Origin of the sequence: Paraeggerthella hominis, assembly GCF_021044775.1 — a bacterium.
Lineage (GTDB): Bacteria > Actinomycetota > Coriobacteriia > Coriobacteriales > Eggerthellaceae > Paraeggerthella > Paraeggerthella hominis.
The window spans coordinates 156,703-180,554 of record NZ_JAJNOQ010000001.1 but is presented as its reverse complement, the minus strand read 5'-3'; the positions used below and the strand labels follow the sequence as shown (position 1 = coordinate 180,554).

19 protein-coding genes are annotated in these 23,852 nt (G+C 61.6%); 18 read left to right on the top strand and 1 reads right to left on the bottom strand.

Annotation, left to right across the window (positions count from 1 at the left end):
• Positions 1-55: 55 nt before the first annotated feature.
• The 18 genes from rpsO (at position 56) to hflX (ending at position 23,007) form a co-directional block, all read left to right on the top strand.
• Positions 56-343: a 30S ribosomal protein S15 gene (rpsO, locus tag LQE90_RS00785; protein WP_114566115.1), complete on the top strand. Its 288-nt coding sequence runs from the start codon at positions 56-58 to the stop codon at positions 341-343.
• Positions 344-540: 197 nt separating this feature from the next.
• Positions 541-2,775 carry a polyribonucleotide nucleotidyltransferase gene (locus LQE90_RS00780; protein ID WP_114566114.1) on the top strand — a complete coding sequence of 745 codons (2,235 nt, stop codon included), beginning with the start codon at positions 541-543 and terminating at the stop codon, positions 2,773-2,775.
• Between the two features lie 295 nt (positions 2,776-3,070).
• The gene (gene dapB / locus LQE90_RS00775) at positions 3,071-3,844 is read left to right on the top strand and encodes a 4-hydroxy-tetrahydrodipicolinate reductase (protein WP_216528526.1); all 774 of its coding nucleotides are present in this window, start codon (positions 3,071-3,073) and stop codon (positions 3,842-3,844) included.
• Positions 3,845-3,936: 92 nt separating this feature from the next.
• Positions 3,937-4,830 (top strand): 4-hydroxy-tetrahydrodipicolinate synthase, encoded by an 894-nt coding sequence (gene dapA / locus LQE90_RS00770; protein WP_216528525.1) that lies wholly within the window; start codon positions 3,937-3,939, stop codon positions 4,828-4,830.
• Positions 4,831-4,982: 152 nt separating this feature from the next.
• A complete protein-coding gene (locus LQE90_RS00765) occupies positions 4,983-6,872 on the top strand; it encodes a ribonuclease J (RefSeq protein WP_216528524.1) in 1,890 nt (629 codons plus the stop codon).
• Positions 6,873-6,969: 97 nt separating this feature from the next.
• Positions 6,970-9,501 (top strand): FtsK/SpoIIIE family DNA translocase, encoded by a 2,532-nt coding sequence (locus LQE90_RS00760; RefSeq protein ID WP_216528523.1) that lies wholly within the window; start codon positions 6,970-6,972, stop codon positions 9,499-9,501.
• A gap of 4 nt (positions 9,502-9,505) precedes the next feature.
• Positions 9,506-10,675, top strand: coding sequence for a helix-turn-helix domain-containing protein (locus LQE90_RS00755; protein ID WP_216528522.1), 1,170 nt, complete (start codon positions 9,506-9,508; stop codon positions 10,673-10,675).
• A 99-nt stretch (positions 10,676-10,774) separates the two neighbouring features.
• A complete protein-coding gene (locus LQE90_RS00750) occupies positions 10,775-11,272 on the top strand; it encodes a YajQ family cyclic di-GMP-binding protein (protein WP_114566108.1) in 498 nt (165 codons plus the stop codon).
• Positions 11,273-11,288: 16 nt separating this feature from the next.
• The gene (gene rimO / locus LQE90_RS00745; RefSeq protein ID WP_231088153.1) at positions 11,289-12,626 is read left to right on the top strand and encodes a 30S ribosomal protein S12 methylthiotransferase RimO; all 1,338 of its coding nucleotides are present in this window, start codon (positions 11,289-11,291) and stop codon (positions 12,624-12,626) included.
• A 4-nt stretch (positions 12,627-12,630) separates the two neighbouring features.
• Positions 12,631-13,884, top strand: coding sequence for a CDP-diacylglycerol--glycerol-3-phosphate 3-phosphatidyltransferase (gene pgsA / locus LQE90_RS00740; protein ID WP_231088152.1), 1,254 nt, complete (start codon positions 12,631-12,633; stop codon positions 13,882-13,884).
• Positions 13,885-14,152: 268 nt separating this feature from the next.
• Positions 14,153-15,211, top strand: a complete 1,059-nt coding sequence (recA, locus tag LQE90_RS00735) for a recombinase RecA (RefSeq protein ID WP_114566106.1) — start codon at positions 14,153-14,155, stop codon at positions 15,209-15,211.
• A 6-nt stretch (positions 15,212-15,217) separates the two neighbouring features.
• Positions 15,218-15,871, top strand: a complete 654-nt coding sequence (locus LQE90_RS00730) for a regulatory protein RecX (RefSeq protein ID WP_216528521.1) — start codon at positions 15,218-15,220, stop codon at positions 15,869-15,871.
• 303 nt (positions 15,872-16,174) lie between these two features.
• On the top strand, positions 16,175-17,707 hold the full coding sequence (rny, locus tag LQE90_RS00725) for a ribonuclease Y (protein WP_114566104.1): 1,533 nt from the start codon (positions 16,175-16,177) through the stop codon (positions 17,705-17,707).
• Between the two features lie 12 nt (positions 17,708-17,719).
• On the top strand, positions 17,720-18,820 hold the full coding sequence (locus LQE90_RS00720) for an ATP-binding protein (RefSeq protein WP_216528520.1): 1,101 nt from the start codon (positions 17,720-17,722) through the stop codon (positions 18,818-18,820).
• Positions 18,821-18,989: 169 nt separating this feature from the next.
• Positions 18,990-19,337, top strand: a complete 348-nt coding sequence (locus LQE90_RS00715) for a stage V sporulation protein S (protein ID WP_216528519.1) — start codon at positions 18,990-18,992, stop codon at positions 19,335-19,337.
• Between the two features lie 13 nt (positions 19,338-19,350).
• Positions 19,351-20,712 carry a tRNA (N6-isopentenyl adenosine(37)-C2)-methylthiotransferase MiaB gene (gene miaB / locus LQE90_RS00710; RefSeq protein ID WP_216528518.1) on the top strand — a complete coding sequence of 454 codons (1,362 nt, stop codon included), beginning with the start codon at positions 19,351-19,353 and terminating at the stop codon, positions 20,710-20,712.
• Complete coding sequence (gene miaA / locus LQE90_RS00705; protein ID WP_216528517.1) at positions 20,705-21,661, top strand: tRNA (adenosine(37)-N6)-dimethylallyltransferase MiaA; 957 nt, start codon at positions 20,705-20,707, stop codon at positions 21,659-21,661. The genes miaB and miaA overlap by 8 nt, the downstream gene beginning before the upstream one ends.
• A gap of 32 nt (positions 21,662-21,693) precedes the next feature.
• The gene (hflX, locus tag LQE90_RS00700) at positions 21,694-23,007 is read left to right on the top strand and encodes a GTPase HflX (protein WP_216528516.1); all 1,314 of its coding nucleotides are present in this window, start codon (positions 21,694-21,696) and stop codon (positions 23,005-23,007) included.
• 175 nt (positions 23,008-23,182) lie between these two features.
• Here the strand turns inward: hflX and lexA are convergent, their stop codons facing one another.
• The gene (gene lexA / locus LQE90_RS00695) at positions 23,183-23,821 is read right to left on the bottom strand and encodes a transcriptional repressor LexA (RefSeq protein WP_216528515.1); all 639 of its coding nucleotides are present in this window, start codon (positions 23,819-23,821) and stop codon (positions 23,183-23,185) included.
• Between the last annotated feature and the right edge of the window lie 31 nt (positions 23,822-23,852).

Here is a 23,852-nt window from a genome sequence, read left to right as displayed (position 1 = left end):
TTTCGGACGAGCGCAGAAAACGCGGAGCCGCAAGGCCCGCAGGAAAGGTGGAGACATGGCTGATAGGCTTAGCATCAGCAAGGAGCGTACCGCGGAGCTCATCAAGGAGTTCGGTAAGGGCGAGGGCGACTCCGGTAGCCCCGAGGTGCAGATCGCGATTCTTTCCGAGCGCATCCGCAACCTGACCGAGCACTTGAAGGTGCACAAGAAGGACAACCACACGCGCCGTGGCCTCATGATGCTCATCGGTAAGCGTCGCGGTCTTCTGAAGTACGTCAAGAACCGCAACATCGAAGAGTATCGCGTGCTCATCAAGAAGTTGGGCATCCGCGACAACATCTAAGCTCCGAGAAGCCCGCCCCGGCGGGCTTTTTCGCATAAACGCAGGGATCTTTCCCCGCACGAGCGGGGTTGGAAATACAAGCGGTCGGAAGCGCAAGGGCGCATTCGCTCGCGGCAGAGAGAAAACGTAAGTACCTCGTCGCCGAAGAAGCTGAGCAGCACTAGGGCCGCTCAGGTGAAGAGAAAGAAAAGAAGCTTATGGAGAAAATCGTCGAATCCTTCGAACTGTACGGGAAGCAGTACCGTTTGGAGACAGGCGAGCTGGCCAAGCAGGCCACGGGCTCGGTCGTCGTCACTCAGGGCGACACCACCGTGCTGGTGACGGCCGTCATCTCGAACCAGGAGAAAGACTACGACTTCTTTCCCCTTACGGTCGACTTCATCGAGAAGATGTACGCCGTCGGCCGCATCCCCGGCGGCTACCTCAAGCGCGAAGCGCGTCCGTCCGACAAGGGCACGCTGACCGCGCGCATGGTCGACCGTCCCATCCGCCCCGGTTTCGTGGACGGATTCAAGCGCGAGGTGCACATCGTGTGCACGACGCTCGTGGTGGATAGCATCAACCCGCCCGACACCGTGTGCGTCATGGGCGCTTCCGCGGCCCTCATGCTGGGCGCCGCTCCGTTCGACGGCCCTGCTGCGTGCGTGCGCATCGGCCGCAACCCCGAAACGGGCGAGTTCATCGTCAACCCGACGTTCGAGGAATCCGAGAACTCCGACCTCGAGCTGACCATCGCCGGTACGGCCGACTACATCTCCATGGTGGAGGCCGGCGCCGACGAGATCTCCGAAGAGGACATGCTGGCGGCCATGACGTTCGGCCAGGAGGCCATCGCCGCGTTCTGCGAGGCGCAGCAGCGCTTCCTCGACCGCGCCCATATCGAGCCGCGCGAGTGGCCCGTGCATGTGGCCGATCCGGCTATCGCCGAGCGCATCGCTCCGTTCGAGGCCGAGATGGCCGCCGCGCTGCGCGACGCCGACAAGCAGGCTCGCATGGGCAAGGTGGAAGAGCTCAAGAACCGCATCAAGGCCGAGCAGTTCACGGACGAGGAACTGGCCGCCTGGAAGGGCGACGTTTCCGCCGAGCTCAAGAAGCTCGAGAAGAAGGCTATGCGCGCCATGGTCATCGAGACGGGCGAGCGCGCCGACGGACGTCGCCCCGAGGATATCCGCCCGCTCTACATCGTGCCGGGCTACCTGCCCCGCGTGCACGGATCGGGCCTGTTCCAGCGCGGACAGACGCAGGCGCTTTCCATCTGCACGCTCGGCATGCTGAACGAGTGGCAGCGCCTTGACACCATCGACCCCGCCGAGGGCAAGCGCTACATGCACCAGTACAACTTCCCGCCGTACTGCACGGGCGAAACCGGCCGCATGGGCGCTCCGAAGCGTCGCGAAATCGGTCATGGCGCCCTTGCGGAGCGCGCTCTCATTCCGGTTCTGCCGAGCGAGGACGACTTCCCCTACGCCATCCGCGTGGTGTCCGAGGTGCTGGAGTCCAACGGTTCGTCCTCCATGGCGTCCACGTGCGGTTCCACGCTGGCGCTCATGGACGCTGGCGTGCCCATTAAGGCTCCCGTGTCCGGCATTGCCATGGGCCTCATCAAAGAGGGCGACGACGTGGTCATCCTTTCCGACATCCAGGGCATCGAGGACTTCCTCGGCGACATGGACTTCAAGGTGTGCGGCACCGAGAAGGGCATCACGGCTCTTCAGATGGACAACAAGGCCCGCGGCCTGTCCGTCGACATCCTCGCTCGCGCGCTCAAGCAGGCAAGCGAGGGCCGCGCTCACATCCTGGGCGCCATGCTGGAGACCATCGCCGCACCGCGCGAGGAGCTTTCCCAGTTCGCGCCGCGCATCGAGACCATTCACATTCCCGTTGACAAGATCCGCGACGTCATCGGCAGCGGCGGCAAGGTCGTGCGCGGTATCCAGGAGGAGACGGGTGCGCACATTGACATCCAGGAAGATGGCACCATCCACATTGCCGCCATCGAGGGCCCTGCTGGCGACGCTGCAAAGGCCATGATCCTGGGCATCGTCAAGGAGCCCGAGGTGGGCGAGGAGTTCGACGGCGAAGTCGTGGGCATCAAGGACTTCGGCGCGTTCGTCAAGCTCACGCCGGGCAAGGACGGCCTGCTGCACATCAGCCGCGTGGCGAACGGCCGCGTGGGCAAGGTGGAAGACGTGCTGAACCTGGGCGACATCGTCAAGGTGAAGGTGCTCGAGGTCGATCCCAACTCCGGTAAGATCTCGCTCGACCGCCTGGACAAGCCGGAAGCGCCCGCCGGCTCAGCTCCCGAGCGCGGCGACCGTCCGCGTCGCGAGGACCGCGGAGACCGCGACACCCGTCCCGGTCGTAGCGGTCGCGAAGGCCGCGGCGGCAACGGCGGCAACGGCCGTACGCCTCGCAGGCGTCACGAGGGCTAATCTTTCGGGAAAGGCTGCCGAAGCGGCTTTTCCGAGTTCGAGCGTTTTCGTTTGACGACGGGCGCCGACGACCCTGCGGTTGTCGGCGCCCGTTTCGTTTCTCCGGAAGCGGTAGGGCCGCTTCCGGAGATTTGGGCGCGAATGGTCGCAGGGACCACGCAGGGCGTTCTGCCGCTGACGGGCTTCATGTGCGAACGCCGCCCGATCCCGCCGCCGAAGCCCCGATGCGCCGATGCAGCGCCGTTCCTTTCCGGCTCGTGGTACTATGCTGCAAACAAAAGACGAAAGGAAGAACATGATCAAGGTTGCAGTGTCGGGTTGTGCAGGTCGGATGGGCACCGCGGTGGTAGATGCAGTAGGGAAGGCCGAAGACATGGAAGTCGTCTGCGGCATCGATCCGCACGGAGCGGAGCTCGACGCTGCGCAGCCCGTGTTCGCCAGCATTGCCGAGGCGCTCGAAGGCGCGACGTTCGACGTGCTGGTGGACTTCACGCAGCCTTCCGTCGTGGCCGACAACGTGCGCGCGGCCCTGTCGGCCGGCGTTGACTGCGTCGTAGGCACGACGGGCATGTCAAACCAGGTGCTCGAGGAGCTTGCGGCAGCGGCGGCGCCGGGCGCGTGCTTGTTCTACGCTCCGAACTTCACGACGGGCGCCGTGCTCATGATGGAGTTCGCCAAGGCGGCGGCACCGTATTTCCCGGAGGCCGAGGTCATCGAGTTCCATCACTGCAACAAGAAGGACGCTCCTTCGGGAACGGCCGTGCGCACGGCGCAGATCATCGCGGAAGCTCGCGGCGGGCGCGCAAGCGAGGCTCCGGGTCGCGAAACCGAGATGGAGGGCATGGAGGGCGCGCGCGGCGCGCTCGTCGAGGGCGTTCCCGTGCATGCGGTGCGCTCGATGGGCTACGTGGCAAGTCAGGAGGTCATGTTCGGCTCGCTCGGCCAGACGCTGACGATTCGCCACGATTCGTGGGATCGCACGTCGTACATGCCGGGCGTGCTGCTGGGCATCCGCAGCGTAGGCGCGCGCGAAGGCCTCATTGTAGGTTTGGAGAACTTCATGTCATGACGCTTGCGTCGTGGCATAATGACGGTTTGTACATGATGTAGGAACAGCAATGCGGCACGGTGCCGCGTTGCAGCAAGGTGAGGAGCACGAGCATGTCGCAGCCCCGTTTCGGTCGCATGATTCCGGCCATGGTGACGCCCTTTAATCAGGATCGCGAACTGGATCTGGACAAAGCCCAGGCTCTCGCCGTGCGCCTGGTCGACGGCGGCAGCGATTCGCTCATCATCAACGGCACCACGGGCGAGAGCCCAACCGTGTTCTACCCGCAGAAGATGAAGCTGTTCAGCGCAGTAGTCGAGGCCGTTGGCGATCGCGTCCCCGTCATCGCCAACGTTGGCGACAACTGCACTGCCGATACGGTCGACTTCGCACGCGACGTCGCAGCCTTGGGCGTCGACGGTTTCATGTGCGTGGTCCCGTACTACAACAAGCCGCCGCAAGAGGGCATTTACCAGCACTTCCGCGCTATCGCGGGCTCGGTGGAGCTGCCCATCATCCTGTACAACATCCCCGGTCGCTGCGTGGTCAACATGGAAGCGGAAACCACGCTGCGCCTGGCCAACGAATTCGACAACGTGGTAGCCGTCAAGGAAGCGTCGGGCAGAATGGACCAGGTGAAGGCCATCATCGACGCTGCCCCCGAAGGCTTCGACGTATACTCGGGAGACGACTCGGCCACGTTCGACATCATGCAGATGGGCGGTGCCGGCGTTATCTCGACGATCGGCAACGTGGCGCCTGCTCGCATGAAGGAAATCGTCGATCTGTGCGCCGCCGGCGATTGGGAAGTGGCGGCGGCCGCCAACGACCGCCTCATGCCGCTTATGACGGGCCTGTTCGAAACGTCGAACCCGATCCTCGTCAAAGAGGCGCTGCGCCTGCTCGATTTCCCGGTAGGCGGCGTCCGTCTTCCCCTGGTGGATGCGACACCCGAACAGTCCGAGCGTTTGGCGCAGATCATGCGCGAAACGGGCGTACTGCAATAAAGGAATGTAGCGTCGGTCACGACGCATTGACATAGCCGCGACGTGCGGAAGCGTAGAAGCTGGCCGTTTTGGTTCAGGCTTCGCGCGAGGAAGCCGGGTCTCCCGGCTCCTTGCGTATGCGCTGACGTGCGCGCACGATGAAAAGGAATGACATGGAAGAAAACAAGCCGCGCGCGCAACGCGGAAATGGACGTGCGCGCAAAACCGAACAGGACCAAGCCGGCAATCCCCAGCAAGGGCAGTCGGGCGAGAAGACGCGTTCGTACAAGCACGTGAAGCTGGACCGGCAGCGTCCGCAGCTCTCGAAGGAAGGCGTCGGCAATCGCCGCGCGCCCGGTTCCGGAAACCAGAGCTCGCGACGCAACTTCTCGTCGCCCAAGAAAGACGGCTCCGCAACGCTCAAGATCATCCCGCTGGGAGGCCTTGATGCCATCGGCAAGAACATGACGGCCTTCGAATGCAAGGGCGACATGATACTCGACGACGCCGGCCTGATGTTTCCCGACGACAACCATCCGGGCGTGGATCTGATCCTGCCCGATTACACGTACGTTCTGCAAAATGCCGAGAAGCTTCGCGGCATCATCATCACGCACGGTCACGAGGACCACACCGGCACGCTGCCGTACCTCATGAAAGACCTTGACCGCCAGGTGCCCATCTACGGCACGAAGATGACGCTGGGCCTGATCGAAGGCAAGTTCGCTGAGCATAAGATCAAGAACGCGAAGCTCGTGGAGATCAAGCCGGGCGACCAGGTGAAGCTCGGTTGCTTCACCGCCGAGTTCTTTGCCGTGAACCACTCCATCCCCGGAGCGGTGGGCGTGTTCTTCCAGAGTCCGGCCGGCAACGTGCTGCACACGGGCGACTTCAAGCTGGATCAAACGCCCATCGACGGCGTGACCACCGACTTCGCCGCGCTCTCGAAGTTCAGCGGCATCGGCGTGGACCTCATGATGAGCGACTCGACCAATGCCCAGAACCCGAACTTCACCCCCTCCGAAGCCGAAGTGGGCAAAGAACTGGCGAAGATCATCTCCCAGGCGAAGGGGCGCGTCATCATCGCGTCGTTCGCCAGCCACATCCACCGCATGCAGCAGATCTGCGACGCGGCCGTGGCGAACGGGCGCAAGGTGGTGGTAACGGGCCGTTCGATGATCCAAAACACCGACATCGCCCGTCGCTTGGGCTACCTGGACATCAGCGACACCGACATCGTGGACGCCTACGACCTCAAGGGCATCCCGGCCGACCAGGTGGTCATCATGTGCACGGGCAGCCAGGGCGAGCCGCTTTCGGCGCTGGCGCGCATCGCCAACGGCGACCATCGCACCATCTCCATCGACGAGGGGGACACCGTCATCGTGTCCGCCACGCCGGTGCCCGGCAACGAGAAGGCGGTGACGCGCGTTATCAACTCCCTGGCGAAGATCGGCGCCGACGTGTACGACAAGAGCCGTGCGCGCGTCCACGTGTCCGGTCATGCGGGAGCTGAGGAGCTCAAGCTGGTGCTGTCCATCGTGCAGCCCAAGGCGTTCATGCCGGTGCACGGCGAAGCCACGCACCTGCGTGCGCATGCGCGTTTGGCCGAGGCTACGGGCGTGCCCGCCGAGAACGTGTTCATCTGCGAAAACGGAGAAAGCCTCGAGCTGACCTCGCGCGGCGTCCGTCGCGGCGAGATCGTGCAGTCGGGCATCGTGTTCGTCGACGGCCTGTCGGTGGGGGATACCTCCCAGGGCGTGCTCGACGAGCGCAGCGCGCTGGCGGCTCAAGGATTCGCCGCCGTGGCTGCGGCGGTTTCCGGGAAGAAGAAGTCCGTGGCGGGAGCGGTGCAAGTCGAGATGCACGGCATCACGGGCGGAGATGACGACTACCTGGTCCGCGAAGCCCAGACTACAGTGAAGAACGCCATCGGGCGCGCGCTTTCCAAGGATGGCGGCGTTAAAGAGATCAAGAAGGCCGCGCGCGACGCGCTCCTTTCGCTGCTGTGGGAGCGCACGAAGACGCGCCCCATGGTAATTGTAAATTTGCTGGAGGTTTAAGCTATAATGGCCGCATGTGCCTTGGGTGCATGCGGCCCTCGCCGACGAAAAACGAACTCATCAAACGTAGATCAAATGCAGCACGAAGGAGCGGGGCGTGGCCCGGAACTCATCAACCACATCGAAATCTAAGGCAGCGACCTCGAAGTCCAAGGGACGTGCCGCTTCGCCCGCGGAGAAGCGCGGCGGCAAGAACTCTTCGAGCCGCGCGAAGGCGGCGGCCGACGAGCAGCGCTTGTTCGACGATCGCGTGCGCCGCGACATCACCGGCGTCGCGTTCGCCATCGCGGGCATCGTCTTGTTCGTGACGGCCGTTCTGCCCTCCGACGCGGTGGTGACCTCGTTCGTTTCGAGCGCGTTGCATCTGCTACTGGGCCTGGGCGCCTACATCCTGCCGTTTTTCCTGCTGGTCGTAGGGGCAAGCTTTCTAGCTCGGTTCGAGCGCGAGCGCGTTCCCCTGCGGGTGACGGTGGGACTGGTCATGATATTCGTGGCAGTGCTCGTGCTGCTTGCCCTGTTCACGCCCGAATCGGCTCCTGATGCCGTCGATCGCCTGTTCGTCGAGGCCGAGCTCGTTTCGCGCGGCGGATACGTGGGCGCCGGCATCGCCTGGGTCGGCCTTCGTCTGTTCGGCCAGGTCATATCGTGCATTATCATGCTCGGCGTCATCTTGGCCGGGCTGATCGTCATCGGCTTCTCCCTTTCCAAGCTCATCGAGCGCGTGCAGGACGCGCGCGCAGCAGCAGCGGGGGAGGGCGGCGACGACGTGCTGGCTGCACCGCCCTTCGCGCGCGTCAAGCGTTCGGCAAGCTCGAAGATCCCCGTCGTTCCCACGATGGGCGACGCATTCTCGCAAGGGGCCACCAACGTGCTGCCCAAGGGCAAGAAAGCCGAAAAGGAGCGGTCCTCGAAGGCTCGTCGCGGCTCGCAGTCCCTGGCCACTCAGGCCATCGGTCGCGTAGGACCCGCCGCCGATACGGCAGGGGAGGCTCCTCAGACGCTTACGCGCAAGCTCGGCCGTAAGCACGAACGCGAGGCCGACGCCTCCGCATCCATGCCGAAGCCCTCGTCGGGTTCGAGCACGCCGTTGGCCGCTCCGCGCCCTGAAGACGGCTTCGAGCTTCCTCCCATGAGCCTGCTGGCCACGTCCAAGAACGCGAAGAAGGACGTCGCGTCGGATGTCGAGCTGAAGGAGACGGCGGCCTGCCTGCAGGAATCGCTCGAGAGCTTCCAGATATTCGCGGAAGTGGTGGGCTGGGTGGCCGGACCTACCGTCACGCTGTTCAAGGTCGACCTGCCCGCCGGCGTGCGCGTGAGCCGCATCACGGCGCTCGAAGACGACATCGCGCTTGCGCTGGCCGCGCCGGGCGTGCGCATCTTCGCGCCCATTCCCGGGACGAACTACGTGGGCATCGAGGTTCCGAACCGAACCCGCCAAAGCGTGCTTTTGGGCGACGTGATCAAGGACGCGCCTGCCGGGCCGCTCCAGATCGTGATCGGCAAGGACGTGGAAGGACGCTCCATCGTGTCCGACCTGGCCAAGATGCCGCACCTGCTTATCGGCGGCACCACGGGTTCGGGCAAATCGGTGTCCATCAACGCGATGATCATGTCCATCCTCATGCGCGCCACGCCGTCCGAAGTGCGCTTCATCATGATCGACCCTAAGCGCGTGGAGTTCACGCCCTACAACGGCATTCCCCATCTGTACGTGCCCGTGGTGACCGAGCCGCGCGAGGCGGCCAGCGCCCTGTCGTGGGGCGTGGCGGAAATGGAACGCCGCCTCAAGGTGTTCTCGAAGGTGGGCGCGCGCAATATCGGGCAGTACAACGCCAAGGTGCAAGCGGCGCAGGCCGAGGCCGAGCGCGCGGCGGACGCCGGAGAAGAGCCTCCCGCCAACGACCTGGGCGGCGAACTGCCTTACATCGTGATCATCATCGACGAGCTTGCCGACCTCATGATGAACGTGGGCAAAGAGGTGGAATTCTCCATCAGCCGCATCGCGCAGCTGGCGCGCGCGGCGGGTATCCACCTGATCGTGGCCACGCAGCGTCCGTCCACGAACGTAGTCACGGGCCTCATCAAGGCGAACATCACGAACCGTATCGCGTTCAATGTGGCGTCGGGCATCGACAGCCGCGTGGTGCTGGACACGCCCGGAGCCGAGAACCTGATCGGCTTGGGCGACCTTTTGCTGTCGAAGCCCGAGTACGCCAAGCCCCAGCGAATCCAAGGCTGCTACGTCTCGGAGGACGAGATCAACGCCGTGGTGGACATGCTCAAAGAGCAGGGCGAGCCCGAGTACCATTCCGAGATCCTGCAAACGAACCTCATCACCTTGGGCGCTTCGCAGCCCGACGGCAGTGGCGGTTCGGGGCTTTCGGACGATCCGCTCATCTGGGAGGCCGCAGACATCGTGGTGTCGAGCGGCCTGGGATCCACGTCGAACATCCAGCGCCGTCTTAAGGTGGGTTATTCGCGCGCTGGCCGTATAATGGACATGCTGGAGGAAAAAGGCGTCGTGGGGCCGCCGAACGGCAGCAAGCCCCGCGAAGTGCTGGTAGACGCCATGGAGCTCGAAACGCTGAAGGCGTTCGAAGCGAACGACGCGTCGGGTCCGGAGGAGTAACAGGATGGCTCAGGTTAATTTCGGGATGATTCTGCGCGAGGCGCGCGAGCGCAAAGGCTACGATCTGGCCACGGCCGCGCGCCGGCTGCGCATCAGGCCCGACATCTTGCGTGCGATCGAGGAGAACGACTTCTCGCGCATGCCTCCGCGCGGTTACGCGCGCAACATGGTGAACGCTTACGCGCGCCTCGTGGGGCTCAATCCCACCGAAATGACGCGCATGTACCTGGACGAGGCGTACGCTTATCAGGTAGGACGCGTGCGCACCGAGACGAAAACCGGCGCACGCTTCGACATGGGCGCGGCGTCGCGCCGCGCAGGAAGCTCGTCGGGCAGCGGTAACGGACCGGTCCGCCCGCGCGAGCGCGCAGCCCAGCAAGAGGCCGAACGCCCGCCGCGCCAGAACGCGCTCGGGCGCACGATGTACGACGATCGCCGCGAATACGTGCGCGATTACGGTTCGCGCGCCGGCGCGCCTGGGCGTCTGTACTCAGAGGATCGCACGCATCCGAGCAGGCACGCGGCGCTTCCGAACGGGCACTACACGAATTTCTACGCCGGCCCCAAGGCCCCCAATGCCGTGCAATCGAAGCTTCCTTTCATCATTGCGGGCGGCGTCATCCTGATTCTGCTGGTCCTGGTTCTCGTGCTGGCGTTCGGCGGCAAGGGGGGCAGCACCGACGACGCGCCGAAGGTTCCCATTACCGGCGTGACGGACACGACGCAAAGCGGAGAGGGATCGAACGGCGGGCAGGAAACGGCGCCGCCGCAAGAGGCGAAGCCGGTGGAAACCGCTCCCACGAAGGTGACCGTCGAGTACAAGGTTGCAACCGGGAAGGAAGTGTACGCGGTCATAACGGCTGACGGGACCCAAACGCCCCAGATGATCACCGGTCCAGTAACCGAAACCGTCGACGTTACGGGCACGTGGAGCTTTGCCACCTGGGTCGTCGACGCGGTGACCATCACGGTGGACGGCAAGGCCGTGAGCTTCGACGGCAAGGATGCGTCCGGCATGCCGCAGTGCACGGTGGATTTCCAGGCGTACCTCGAGCAATGGAAGGCCGACCATCCCGACGCTGCGTCGACCGGCTCGAGCGCGTCGACGGGCACCGGGTCGAGCAGCAGCACGGCAACCGGCGCGACGGGATCTACGGGCGCCTCCACCGAATAAACGAACAAGCACCTGCAGAAATGCGGTATGCTGTCATGATGCGAACGCTCAAGCGGCCTGCGCTCTTGCAGGCCGCGTTGTACGGAAAGGACGGTCTCCATGGCCAAGGAATCTAGCTTCGACGTCGTCTCCACGGTTGATATGCAGGAGGTCGACAACGCCTTTCAGCAGGCGAAGAAGGAACTTGCGCAGCGCTACGACCTGAAGGACTCGGGTGCCGAGATCACGCTTGACAAGGCGAACAAGACCATGACGGTTGCGGCTCCTGCCGACTTCGTGGCCAAGCAGGTCATTGACGTGATCGCGTCCAAGATCATTCGTCGCGGCATCGACCTAGGCGCGATCAAGTGGGCCGATCCGGAGGCTGCCGCCGGACAGAGCGTACGCCAGAAGGGCACTATCGTCGAAGGCATCGACAAAGAAACCGCCAGCAAGATCAACAAGGATATCAAGGCCGAGAAGTTCAAGGTGAAGGTGCAGATCGAGGGCGACAAGCTGCGCGTGAGCTCCGCATCCCGCGATGCTTTGCAGGAGGTCATCGCCTTCCTTAAAGAGAAGGACTACGGCCAGCCCCTTCAGTACGTCAACTACCGCTAAGGACGGCAGCCCTATCATGATGTCAGCAACAAAGCCGAACGCCGCGGTTCCCGCCGTGGCGTTCGTTACGCTCGGGTGCGCGAAAAACGAGGTCGACACGGCGCACATGAAAGCGCGCCTTGCAGAAGCAGGGTTCGCGCTGGAGGACGACCCTGCCGCCGCGGACGCCGTCGTGGTCAATACGTGCTCGTTCATCCAAAGCGCTACCGAGGAAAGCCTCGAGGCCGTGTTCGATGTAGCGGGCCTTCCCAATGTGGCCGAGGGAGCCGCGCTCATCGTTGCCGGATGCATGCCGGCGCGCTATGGCGACGACCTTGCAGGCGAGCTGACCGAAGCGCGCGCGTTCGTTCCGTGCAGCCGCGAGGACGACATCGCGCAGGTTCTCGTGGACGCGCTCGGCCTTGGCGAAGAACCCGCTGCATCGGATCGCTTCGATACGGTGGAAGCCGCCTGCGCGAAGCAAACGGCCCCGACGAGCGTCTCGGCTTACGTGAAGATATCCGATGGGTGCGACCGATTCTGCAGTTTCTGCACCATTCCGTACATCCGCGGTCGGTACCACAGCTTCGCGTACGAGGACGTGCGCGCCGAGGTAGCCGGGCTGGTTACCGGGGGCGTTCGCGAGATCGTGCTGATCGCTCAGGACACTGGCAGATGGGGGACGGATCTCGACGAGCCCTCTTCTCTCGCATGGCTGGTTTCCGCTTTGGCCGAAGAGTTTTCTCATACTTGGTTCCGCGTGATGTATATCCAGCCGCAAGGGCTGACCGATCAGCTGCTCGATGCGGTAGCCTCGCACGAAAACGTGTGCGACTACTTCGACATCCCGTTGCAGCACGTCGATCCCTCCATCTTGCGCGCGATGAATCGTTCGGGCTCGCGCGCCGAGTTCGAGGCGCTTGCGAACCGCGTGAGGACGCGCATTCCCCATGCTACGCTGCGCACTACCTTGATAGCCGGGTTCCCCGGAGAAACCGACGATCAGTTCGAGGATCTGTGCGATTTCGTGGAAGAGGGCCTGTTCGATTACGTGGGCGTCTTCCCGTATTCGCGCGAAGAGGGCACGAAGGCCTATGATTTGCCCGATCAGGTGGATGAAGACGAGAAGGCCGACCGCGCGCAGCGCTTGCGCGACCTTGCGGACGCGGTGTGCTGTCCGCGCATAGCCGCCCGCGTGGGGCTTGAATTGGACGTGCTTGTGGAGGGCGTGGAAGAGGACGGTCAGTTGTTCGGCCGCGCCATGTGCCAAGCTCCCGAGGTGGACGGCGTCACGTACGTGGAGGCGGGCGAGCCGGGGCAGATCAAGCGCGTGAAAATCACGGACACGCTGCTGTACGAGATGGAGGGGGAGTAGTCCCATGGCCAGCTCAAGCCAGATGAAGCCCACGCCGACCGACAAGCTGTGGACGCCGGCGAACATCGTGACGCTTGTGCGCATCTGCTTGGTGCCCCTGTTCGTCGTAGCATTGCTCAGCCCCTGGCCGCAGTGGTTCGGCCTGCCGCAGGTGGCGGACGACTCCAAGAGCCTCATCGCTGCCGGCATATTCATTCTGATCTCATGCACCGACTGGCTTGACGGCTACCTGGCCCGCAGCCGGGGGGAAGTCACCGATTTCGGAAAGTTCATGGATCCGCTGGCAGACAAGATCCTTGTTGCGGCGGCCCTGCTGGCGCTCATCGAGCTGGGAGCCCTGCCCAGCTGGGTGGTGCTCGTCATCTTGGCTCGCGAGTTCATCGTTTCGGGCGTGCGCATGGTGGCGGCCAGCGAGGGCGTGGTTATCGCTGCTAGCTGGTACGGCAAAGCGAAAACCGTTTCGCAGATGGTGGCTATCGTGCTGTTCACCATCAAGGACAGCTACATGGTGGGCAGCGTGCACGCTGCGTTCTCGGACTGGATGTGGATGATCAGCTGGCTCGTCATGATCGTGGCGCTCGTGTTGACCATCGTGTCCATGCTGGACTACATCGACAAAGCGCGTCACCTGATCGGACTGAAGCCCAAGGAGCCGAAGCGGAAGCGTCGGGGATCGAAGGATGCGCGCGCGGTGGCGTCCGAACCGGCGTCGCCTGCTGCACCCGTAGAGAGCCGGGTCCTTTCTGATGCGGATCTTGCCGAGATAGCCCCCGAGGCGCTCGAGGCCCTTGCTTCCACCGTGCTTTCCGCGGCGCGTGCAGCTGGAAAGACCATCGGAACGGCGGAAAGCCTGACGGGCGGGCTGATCGCCGCTACGCTTACGCAGATCCCGGGCAGTTCCGATGTGATGCGCGGAAGCGTGGTCAGTTACGCGACCGAGGTCAAAAGCTTGGTGCTTGCGGTGGATCCCGACACGATCGCCGCGCATGGCGTAGTGAGCGAGCAAACCGCGAAGGCCATGGCTCAAGGTGCGTGCACAGAGCTTCGCTGCGACGTGGCGGTGGCTGTGACGGGCATAGCCGGTCCGGGGGGAGCGGAGCCGGGCAAACCGGTGGGGACGGTATGGCTCGGCTGCGCTGACGGCTGCGGTACGGTCGAAGCGGAGACGCGCTGCTTTGCCGGCACGCGCGAGCAGGTGCGGCTCCAAACGGTGCGCGCTGCGCTCCAGGTCATGCAGCATGCGCTGGAAAGCCGCTAGAACGACGATAGGTTTCTGCTAGATTCGCGTGACGCTTCAGCAAGATTCGACGCAGGTCCCCGATAGAACCATGTTGGAAACCCGCTTGATTCGAAAAGGATCGAGCGGGTTTTTGGCTGTACGCGCGTCATGATTCAGCTAGAAAGGGCTTCTATACTTGAATTGCGGACTTGCCGATAAAAATGCTTGACCGACAAACAGATGTTCGTATAATAGGAGAAGTCGAAAAGCGGCGCTTTGGCGCACCTGCGGAAAGAGAAGGAAGCGCATGAACGAAGAAAAATCAAAGATGCTCAAGCTGACCACCGATCAGATCGAGACCAAGTTCGGAAAAGGCTCCATCATGAAGTTCGGCGAAAGCGACCAGAGCCTCAATATTGGCGCTATACCCACAGGCTCGCTTCCTCTTGATGCCGCATTGGGCATCGGAGGGGTGCCGCGCGGGCGCATCGTGGAGGTCTACGGTCCTGAATCGAGCGGCAAGACGACGCTTGCGCTTCAGGTGCTTGCCGAAGCGCAAGCGCTCGGCGGCATCGTCGCTTTCATCGACGCCGAACATGCGCTCGATCCGGTGTACGCGGCGCGTCTCGGCGTCGACATCGACGAAGTTCTTATATCCCAGCCCGATACCGGCGAGCAGGCGCTTGAAATCTGCGACATGCTGGTGCGAAGCGGCGCCATCGATTGCATCGTCATCGACTCCGTGGCGGCTCTTGTGCCCAAGGCCGAGATCGAAGGCGAGATCGGCGATACTACGGTGGGCTTGCAGGCGCGCCTTATGTCTCAAGCGCTTCGCAAGCTGGCAGGCTCGCTCTCCAAGTCGAACACCACGTGCATCTTCATCAACCAGCTGCGCGAGAAGATCGGCGTCATGTTCGGCAATCCCGAAACCACGACCGGCGGACGGGCGCTCAAGTTCTTTTCGAGCGTGCGCATCGACATCCGACGCATCGATTCCATCAAAAAAGACGGCGAGATCGTGGGCAACCGCGTGCGCGCGAAAGTCGTGAAGAACAAGGTGGCGCCGCCGTTTCGCCAGGCTGAATTCGATCTCATGTACGGCGAGGGCATTTCTCGCGAAGGCTGCATCGTCGATATGGCGGTAGAGGCCGGCGTCGCGAAAAAGTCCGGTGCATGGTACACCTACGGCGAAGAGCGCTTGGGGCAGGGCCGCGAAGCCGCGAAGCAGACGCTTAGGGAGAACCCCGATCTGCGCGACGAACTGGAGAACAAGGTGCGCGAGGCGTTCGATATCCCCATTATCACGCGAACGGCAGAAGAGGCGGACGTCCTCTCTCCGGTAGCGAAGCCCAAGGGAAAGAAGTAGCGCGTCATGTCGCATAGCTCCGACGACGTGAAAGCCCTCTTGCGGGCGAATATCGCTGCGATCGAATCGGGGGAACGGAGCTCGTTGCCCGGTGCGCGTCAGGCAACGAGCTCCGAGCGAAAAGCACGACCCGCCTCGTGCGAGAGCGTTTCCGTCGGCCGGGATAAAGAAGGGCCGGACGATTCGCCTGAGCGCGCGTTTCGCAAGATCGAGCGCCTTGCCTGCGCGCGCGAACAGGCAAGCGAGGCTTTGCGCCGACGTTTAGTGCGCGAGGGATTTTGCGAGGATGCCGTCGAGGAAGCGGTGGCGCGCGCCCAGGCATGCGGTCTTGTCGACGATCTTCGCTATGCCGACGTGCTCGTCCGAAGCCGTCTTTCGCAGGGCAAGGGGCGCCGCGGCATCGTCGCCGAGCTCGAGGATCTTGGCATTGCCGTCGACGAAGTCGCGTCGTTGTCCGAAGGGCAGGGGGTCGGCGACGATGCGTCGGAGATCTCGCGCGCCATCGCTTTGCTCGAGCGGAAGCCCCCTCGGTCGAAGAACGCTCGAGAGGCGGCGTATAGAAAACTCGTCCAGAAGGGCTACGGCTCATCGGTCGCTTCCTCGGCCGCCCGTCAATGGCATGAATCCCTTTGCTCGGCGCAGTTCGACCGGATAGGGTAAGGCCGGGCGTCGGACGTGCAAGCCGTCCGACGCCTCCGTTTTGCCGACCCTGTTCGTGAAGGTGCGTTTCGCCTTGTCGTTTCCGAATATTTCTTGTCGAGGGCTTTTACAAATCGCATACAAGCCTTATTATGTATAGAAGCTTGGGTGAAACGTACCTGATGAGGGTACTTCTTATAGACAAATTCATACGATGCTTCCCGTATCGCGTGCGTTCGCTCATGCCCGGTTTTGCCGGGATTTTTTATGCCTACGAGTACTTTGAAACACACTGACAGAATGCGAAACGAAAGGGGGGAGCGTATGCCTGAAATCATCTGGCTCGTTGTCGGAGCCGCAGCTGGCATCGCCCTCGGATTCGTCATCACGCGTTTTCTCGTCAATGCGTCCACTAAGCGTGCGGCGCAAGAAGCGGAATCCGTGGTGACCGATGCGAAACGACAGGCGGAGACGTTGCGCCGAGAAGCAATCGTCGAGGCGAAGGACGAAGCGCTTCGGCTCAAGCAGGAAGCGCAAGTTGAAAGCAAGGAGCGCATGCGCGAAGTGCGCGCCGCCGAGAACCGTATATCCCAGCGTGAGGAATCGCTCGACCGTCGCGTGGAGTCGCTTGATTCGCGCGAACATCAGATCTCGTCGATGCAAGGGCAGCTCGATCGCCGCGAACGCGATCTGTCCGAGGCAGAGCAGGAGATCAACCATCGTCTAGAACGCGTGGCGGGCATGAGCCCTGACGAGGCGAAAGCCGAGCTGCTCGATACGCTGAAGGACGAGGTCACGCATGCCTCTGCAGCCATCATTCGCGATGCTGAAGCGCGCGCGAAGGCCGAGGCCGACAAGAAGGCGCGTTCGATCCTGAGCCTGGCAATCCAGCGCGTTGCGGCCGACCATACCGCTGAAACCACGGTATCGACCATCCATATTCCGTCGGATGACCTGAAGGGCCGCATCATCGGCCGCGAAGGTCGCAACATTCGCTCGTTCGAGCAGCTGACGGGCACGAACCTCATCATCGACGACACCCCTGAGTGCGTGACGATCTCCTGCTTCGATCCGGTGCGCCGCGAGATCGGTCGCGTCACGATGGAGAACCTTGTTGCGGACGGCCGCATCCATCCGGCTCGTATCGAGGAGATGTTCGGCAAGGCCGAGGCGTTCGTGAACCAACGCGTCCAGGAGGCCGGCGAACAAGCTGCGTTCGATACGGGAATTCACGACCTGCATCCTGAGCTCGTGCGGACGCTCGGTCGTTTGCGGTACCGCACCTCTTACGGGCAGAATGTGCTCAACCATTCGCTCGAAGTCGCGTACCTGTCGGGCGTCATGGCTTCGGAGCTGGGACTCGATCCCATTCCGGCCAAGCGCGCCGGCTTGCTGCACGACTTGGGAAAGGCCGTTGACCACGAGGTCGAGGGAAGCCATGCCGTGATCGGCGCCGACCTTGCGCGCCGTTTCGGCGAAAAGGGCGATATCGTGCATGCTATCGAGGCTCACCACAACGACGTGGAGCCTTCGAGCGTGCTTGCGGTTCTGGTCCAGGCTGCAGACGCCGTATCCGCCGCGCGCCCCGGTGCGCGCAAAGAGACGCTTGACGCCTATATCAAGCGTCTTGAGAAACTTGAGGAAATCGCGAATTCGTACAAGGGCGTCGAGCGCACCTACGCAATCCAAGCGGGTCGCGAAGTACGCGTCATGGTGGAACCCGAAGCGGTGGACGAAGCGGCTACCACGGTGCTCGCCCACGATATCGCGCAGCGCATCGAAAACGAGATGCAGTACCCCGGCCAGGTGAAGGTCGTGGTCATTCGCGAGAGCCGTGCGGTCGGCATCGCGAAGTAAGGCGGATCTGTTGTGAAGCACGACTCTCTCGAGAGCTTCATCGAGGACGTCTGCGGCGAAAGCCATCTCCGGGTCGAAACCGACCTCGGGGATGGCTTCGTCCGTTTGAGGAGCGCAGAAGCCGAGCGGCGCCAAGCTGCGCACGACATACGGTCAACGGAAGACATCGTTATCGAGATGTTGAGAAACGCACGCGATGCTCATGCGCGCAGTATCTTCCTTGCGGTTACCCGCGAGGATCGGCGGCGGAAACTGGTCATGATCGACGATGGAGACGGCGTTCCCCCTTCCATGCACGAGCGCATCTTCGAGCCGCGCGTTACCTCGAAGCTCGACACTATGTCCATGGATAAATGGGGCGTCCACGGACGCGGCATGGCTTTGTACTCTATTGCCGTCAATTCCGAGTCTGCGTACGTAGCAGCTTCGGATTCGGGCAAAGGGTCTTCGCTGTACGTCGAGACGAATCTGGACAAGGTGGGGGAGAAGACCGATCAGTCGAGTTTCCCCACGTTCGAGCGAAATGAATCGGGGAACGTGGTCGTACGCGGTCCTAAAAACATACTGCGTACGGCATGCGAGTTCGCCATTGAAAGCAGAACAAGCTGCACGGTGTACCTGGGATCCGCTACGGACGTGGCCGCCACGCTGTACGCCTTCGGGCTTGCTTCGCTGACCTCGTCGGCAAGGGCGTTTTGCAAAGAGCCATCCCGCCTTCCTGTCAGCAAGCGGTTGTCGGTGTGCGCCGACCCCGCTTCGTTCGCACAGGAAGCGGCTCGATTGGGCCTTGAATTGTCCGAGCGAAGCGCGCGGCGCATCATGGACGGAGAAATAGCCCCGTTATCGCCGCTTATCGATCGAATTCGCATTGAGGCTGTTGCAGAACCCGACAACACCCCGACGGCTCCGCGCAACGTGCGCGATCATGCAGCTGCACAGGATGCGCGCGGCTTGAAAATCGCCACCGAGGATTTGGAGATCTTCTCGAAGCGCGTTGCCGCAGCTTTCGAAGACGTGGCGCGCGATTACTACCTCGAATCGGGGGTAAGCCCGGAGGTTCGCGTTGGGAAGGACTGCATTCGTATCACCATTCCTATTGCCAAGTTGCGATAACGCCTAGATGCCCTGATCGCTTCGAGTTCTCCATGGTTTCGGTATACCCGCAGGTTGCACGCCATAGATCGAATGGGTAGAATGTTGAATGCATAAACATTGCAGGCTGAGCGAAGCATATTTATCGAACTAAACGCACGCGTAACGGACCAAACGAAAAAGGATATGCATGTCCACTACAGAGCATAAGCCAGACGTCGGCTGCCTGAAGGTGTCGTCGAAATCGTCGCCCGCTTCCGTAGCGGGTGCCATCGCCGGCATGGTGAAGGACGGCGTTTCCGTCGAGATTCAAGCTGTGGGAGCGGGAGCCGTCAATCAGGCGGTCAAAGCCATCGCTATTTCTCGAGGGTTTCTGTCGCCTATTGGAATCGAAATCGCTTGCGTCCCTTCGTTCGCCGACATCGTAATCGACGGCGAGTACCGCACCGCAATCCGATTCGCGGTAGATCCTCGCTATACGCGCGGCGTCGGAGCTTCCGTTTCCGACGAGCGTCGCGACTCCCTTTCCGACCTCTAAGATAGACGAGCCTATGCAAACTCCCTTTATGAACTTGACGTTCTGCATCCGTACGTTCGGATGCCAAATGAACAAGCATGATTCCGAGCGTATTGCCGGGATGCTCGAGGGCTTAGGGGCCCTCATGGTGGATTCCATCGAGGATGCGGACATCGTCGCGTTCATGACGTGCTGCGTTCGCGAAGCGGCCGATACGCGCCTGTACGGCCAAGTCGCCTCGCTCAAGAATATCCCGCTGCGCGAAGGCACGCCGCTTTCCAAACGCGTTGTGGCCGTTGGAGGCTGCATCGGCCAGCGCGACGGCGAGAAGCTTACCGAAGAACTGCCTCATCTTGATGTGGTGTTCGGAACGCACAATCTAGGATCGCTGCCATGCCTTTTGCAAGCAGCTATAGAAGAGGGCGGCCATCAGGTGGAAGTGCTCGATGCGGCCTCTTCGTTTCCGACCGAGCTGCCCACGGCGCGCGAGCACGAATGGGCGGCCTGGCTTCCCATCACCATCGGCTGCAACAACTTCTGCTCTTACTGCATCGTGCCGTACGTGCGCGGGCGGGAGAAGTCGCGTCCGCTCGAGGACATCGTCAGCGAAGCCGAGCGGTATGTGGCTGCCGGCGTAAAAGAGATCACGCTGTTGGGTCAAAACGTAAATTCGTACGGTCGCGATCTGTATGGATCGCCTCGTTTCGCGCAGGTGCTCGATGCGCTCGACGCAACGGGAATCGAGCGGCTCCGCTTTGCCACGAGCCATCCGAAGGATTTGACCGACGAGGTGATCGCGAAATTCGGTTCGCTACGCTCTCTTATGCCTGCTTTGCATCTTCCGGTTCAGTCCGGGTCCGATGCCGTCTTAGCTGCGATGAATCGTCGCTACACGCGCGAGCACTACCGGGGCCTTATCGCCAAACTGCGCGACGCCTGCCCCGATATTGCGCTGTCGACCGACATCATCGTAGGCTTTCCGGGAGAGACCGCCAAGGATTTCGAAGATACCTACCGATTGCTTGACGAGGTGGGCTACCACCAGGTGTTCACGTTCATCTATTCGAAGCGCGAAGGCACGCCTGCCGCTTCCATGGACGATAGCACCCCGCGCGAGGTTATCCAGCAGCGTTTCGATCGCTTGGTGGACCTTGTGCAGGACAAGGCGTTCGAGGCGAATCAGAAAGACCTGGGAGCTACGGTGGATGTGCTGGTAGAGGGCGGATCGAAGCGCGACGAAACCCTTCTGACGGGCAAGAGCCCGAAGAACCAAACCGTTCACGCAGCTGTTCCTGCAGGGCTTTCGGTGAAGAGCCTGACCGGCCAAACGGTACGCGTGCGCATCGACGAAGCGAAAACGTGGTATCTGGCAGGCGAGGTTGTAGACGGTGTTTAGCCTTTCGGCCCCCGTTGTATGCGTCGTAGGTCCCACGGCATCGGGCAAGACTGCGCTTGCGCAAGCGCTTGCTTTCGAATTGAACGGCGAAGTGGTCAGCGCCGATTCGATGCAAGTGTATCGCGGTATGGACATCGGCACGGGAAAGCTCCCTGTTCGGGATCGCATCGTGGCCCACCACGGATTCGACTTGGTCGACCCGGGCGAGCCTTATTCGGCGGCGTTGTTCCAGGCGTATGCGCGAGATTGTTTTCTTGACGTCGACGCGCGCGGACGAAGAAGCGTGCTCTGCGGCGGTACGGGGTTTTATGTGCGCGCAGCGATAGACGATTACGATTTTCCCAAAGGCGAGCAGGTCGGCAATCTTGTACGAGATCGTTGCAATCGCATTGCGCAGGAACAAGGCCTTGAAGCTCTATGGAATCTTCTTGCGGATCGCGACAAGGAGAGCGCCGCTTTGATTCCGCCTGCCGACGTGAAGCGCGTTGCTCGTGCCTTCGAACTTCTCGAGGACGGTACGACGTATGCCAAACAGCGCGCCAAACTTGCGCAGTTGCCGCAATGCGTTCCCGCCGTGTTCGTGGGGTTGGCGGTCGATCCCGATGTTCTTCGCGCTCGGATCGACGCACGTGTCGACCAGATGATCGAAGACGGCTTGGTCGACGAAGTGAAGCATCTGCTCCAAAAAGGGTTCAGAAACGGAATCACGGCTCCGCAGGCTATCGGGTACAAAGAGATCGTTGCCGCGCTTGACGGTGAAACTACCATGGAGGAAGCGATTCTCAGTATCAAAACGGCAACGCACCGGTACGCTAAGCGACAACGTACCTGGTTTCGCAAAGATACGCGCATCCGCTGGATCGATGCAAACGCTCCCGATGTGCGTGCGATGCTGCGCGCGTCTTTAGCGGTTCTCGAAGAAGCTCAACCGCTTGCAAGCGGTTGTTGAAGATAGCGATGTTCTCTGGGAAGGATGGCTTGATGTCCGATTTCGAAGCAGTGATTACGCGCGGCATGACGCCTACTGCCGAAGTACGGCGCGAACGGGCCGTTCTTGTGGGGGTCGACCGACCCGGAACCGCATGGCCCTTAGCCTCGTCGCTTGCAGAACTCGAGCGGTTGGTAGATACGGCGGGAGCCGACGTCGTCGCCAGCACGACGCAAAAGCTCGAGGCGCCGAATCCTCGCACCTTCGTAGGCACGGGCAAAGCCGAGGAAGTTGCCGAGCTCGCACGCGCCCATGCTGCGGACCTCGTCGTTTTCGACGATGAACTGACGCCTTCTCAGCAGGCGAATCTGGAGAAGGTGGTAGGGCGCGATGTGAAGGTCATCGACAGAACGGCCCTTATCCTGGACATCTTCGCCTTGCATGCAACCAGCAAGGAAGGTCGTCTGCAGGTGCGGCTAGCTCAAAACCAGTACTTGCTACCTCGCCTACGCGGCATGTGGGCCCACTTGGCATCGAACCGCATGGGCGGCGGTGTGGGATCGCGCTTTGGCGAAGGCGAGAGCCAGCTCGAAGTCGACCGGCGCATGGTTCGCAAGCGAATCACTTCGATCAAGCGCGAGCTCAAGCATCTTTCTGAAGTGCGTGCGGTGCAGCGTGAAAGTCGCTACGAGAGCGGCATGTTCAAGGTGGCGTTGGCGGGCTATACGAATGCGGGTAAATCGAGCTTGCTCAATCGTCTGACGAAGGCCGATGTGCTTGCGTACGACAAGCTGTTCGCCACGCTGGACTCCACGACGCGCAAGTTCGAGCTTCCTGAAGGCCGGGAAATAACCATCACCGATACGGTCGGGTTCATTCAAAAGCTTCCGACGACGCTTGTCGAGGCGTTCAAATCGACGCTTGATGAGATTACGGGCGCGGATTTGGTACTGCATGTAGTGGATGCTTCTTCAGAGGAATACCAAGGTCAGATAGATGCCGTCGATGCCATTCTGGGTCAAATTGGCGCTCAAGATCTTCAGCGCATTCTCGTGTTCAATAAATGCGACCTGCTTGACCAGGAGCATCAACATGCGCTCGAGACGCGTCATGCTCAGACTCGGTTCGTTTCCGCCGAAACAGGGGAGGGGATCGCGGGGCTGATCGAGCATATCGCGCGCGTTGCTTCCGCGCATGACGATCACCTGAGCGTGTTGCTACCGTACCACCGGGGGGATCTTGTTTCGCTTGCGCACGAGCGTTGCCATATTCTATCGGAGACCCACGAAGAGCAGGGAACGAAGATCACCATGCTGGCATCGCCTTCGTTTTCCGGATTGTTCGCGCCGTTCGTTTGCGAAGAATAAAACAACGGGCAGTTTCCAGGTCGCGTGCTTGCTGCATCATGCGAATCCTTGCTAACCGCATCGCAGCACACGAGAAGATCTGCGCGTCAGGCCCATGTTAGAGTTGCTCTAACATGGGCCTGAAATCGTTTCGCCACCATAAGGGAGTGCGTCTCTCTCGAAAAACCGCTTACGCTTAAAGACGGCGAAACACTGCGACTACTTTGCCCGCGATGGAGCAATCTCGGGTGATGATGGGATCCATGGAGGAGTTCTCCGGTTGCAGCCGAATATGATCCTGCTCTTTAAAGAAGCGCTTGACAGTTGCACCGTCGTCGATAATCGCCACGACGATATCCCCGTTGTTCGCAACGGGTTGCTCTTTCACTACAACATAGTCACCGTCGTTGATCCCGGCTTCAATCATGCTTTCCCCGCGAACCGATAAAAGGAACGAGGGAGAATCCCCCACTATATCGGTCGGGAGAGAGATGGTGTCAGTAATGTTCTCTTCCGCAAGGATGGGAGAGCCTGCTGCAACGTTTCCGACCAGCGGAACGTTCACGACCTTGCTGAAACTCGGCTGCACGACGTTCGTTGCAAGCGCAGCATCTTCAAGAGGATAGGTAAGCGCTATAGAACGGGATTTGAGCGGGTCGCGCTTGATAAGCCCCTTGTCTTCAAGCGCTTTCAAGTGAACGTGCACTGTGGAAGGGGAGGAGAGCCCCAAGCTTTGGCAAACCTCGCGCACGGTAGGGCCGTACCCCTTTTCGCGAATGCACTCTTCAATGCAATCAAGTACAGCCTGTTGGCGCTTCGTCACTTTTTCGGACATACTCCATCCTTTCCTAAAAGCGAACAAATGT

Coding starts and splice junctions, on each gene's coding strand:
- rpsO (WP_114566115.1), top strand. CDS start 56: ATGGCTGATAGGCTTAGCATCAGCAAGGAGCGTACCGCGGAGCTCATC.
- LQE90_RS00780 (WP_114566114.1), top strand. CDS start 541: ATGGAGAAAATCGTCGAATCCTTCGAACTGTACGGGAAGCAGTACCGT.
- dapB (WP_216528526.1), top strand. CDS start 3,071: ATGATCAAGGTTGCAGTGTCGGGTTGTGCAGGTCGGATGGGCACCGCG.
- dapA (WP_216528525.1), top strand. CDS start 3,937: ATGTCGCAGCCCCGTTTCGGTCGCATGATTCCGGCCATGGTGACGCCC.
- LQE90_RS00765 (WP_216528524.1), top strand. CDS start 4,983: ATGGAAGAAAACAAGCCGCGCGCGCAACGCGGAAATGGACGTGCGCGC.
- LQE90_RS00755 (WP_216528522.1), top strand. CDS start 9,506: ATGGCTCAGGTTAATTTCGGGATGATTCTGCGCGAGGCGCGCGAGCGC.
- LQE90_RS00750 (WP_114566108.1), top strand. CDS start 10,775: ATGGCCAAGGAATCTAGCTTCGACGTCGTCTCCACGGTTGATATGCAG.
- rimO (WP_231088153.1), top strand. CDS start 11,289: ATGATGTCAGCAACAAAGCCGAACGCCGCGGTTCCCGCCGTGGCGTTC.
- pgsA (WP_231088152.1), top strand. CDS start 12,631: ATGGCCAGCTCAAGCCAGATGAAGCCCACGCCGACCGACAAGCTGTGG.
- recA (WP_114566106.1), top strand. CDS start 14,153: ATGAACGAAGAAAAATCAAAGATGCTCAAGCTGACCACCGATCAGATC.
- LQE90_RS00730 (WP_216528521.1), top strand. CDS start 15,218: ATGTCGCATAGCTCCGACGACGTGAAAGCCCTCTTGCGGGCGAATATC.
- rny (WP_114566104.1), top strand. CDS start 16,175: ATGCCTGAAATCATCTGGCTCGTTGTCGGAGCCGCAGCTGGCATCGCC.
- LQE90_RS00715 (WP_216528519.1), top strand. CDS start 18,990: ATGTCCACTACAGAGCATAAGCCAGACGTCGGCTGCCTGAAGGTGTCG.
- miaB (WP_216528518.1), top strand. CDS start 19,351: ATGCAAACTCCCTTTATGAACTTGACGTTCTGCATCCGTACGTTCGGA.
- hflX (WP_216528516.1), top strand. CDS start 21,694: ATGTCCGATTTCGAAGCAGTGATTACGCGCGGCATGACGCCTACTGCC.
- lexA (WP_216528515.1), bottom strand. CDS start 23,821: ATGTCCGAAAAAGTGACGAAGCGCCAACAGGCTGTACTTGATTGCATT.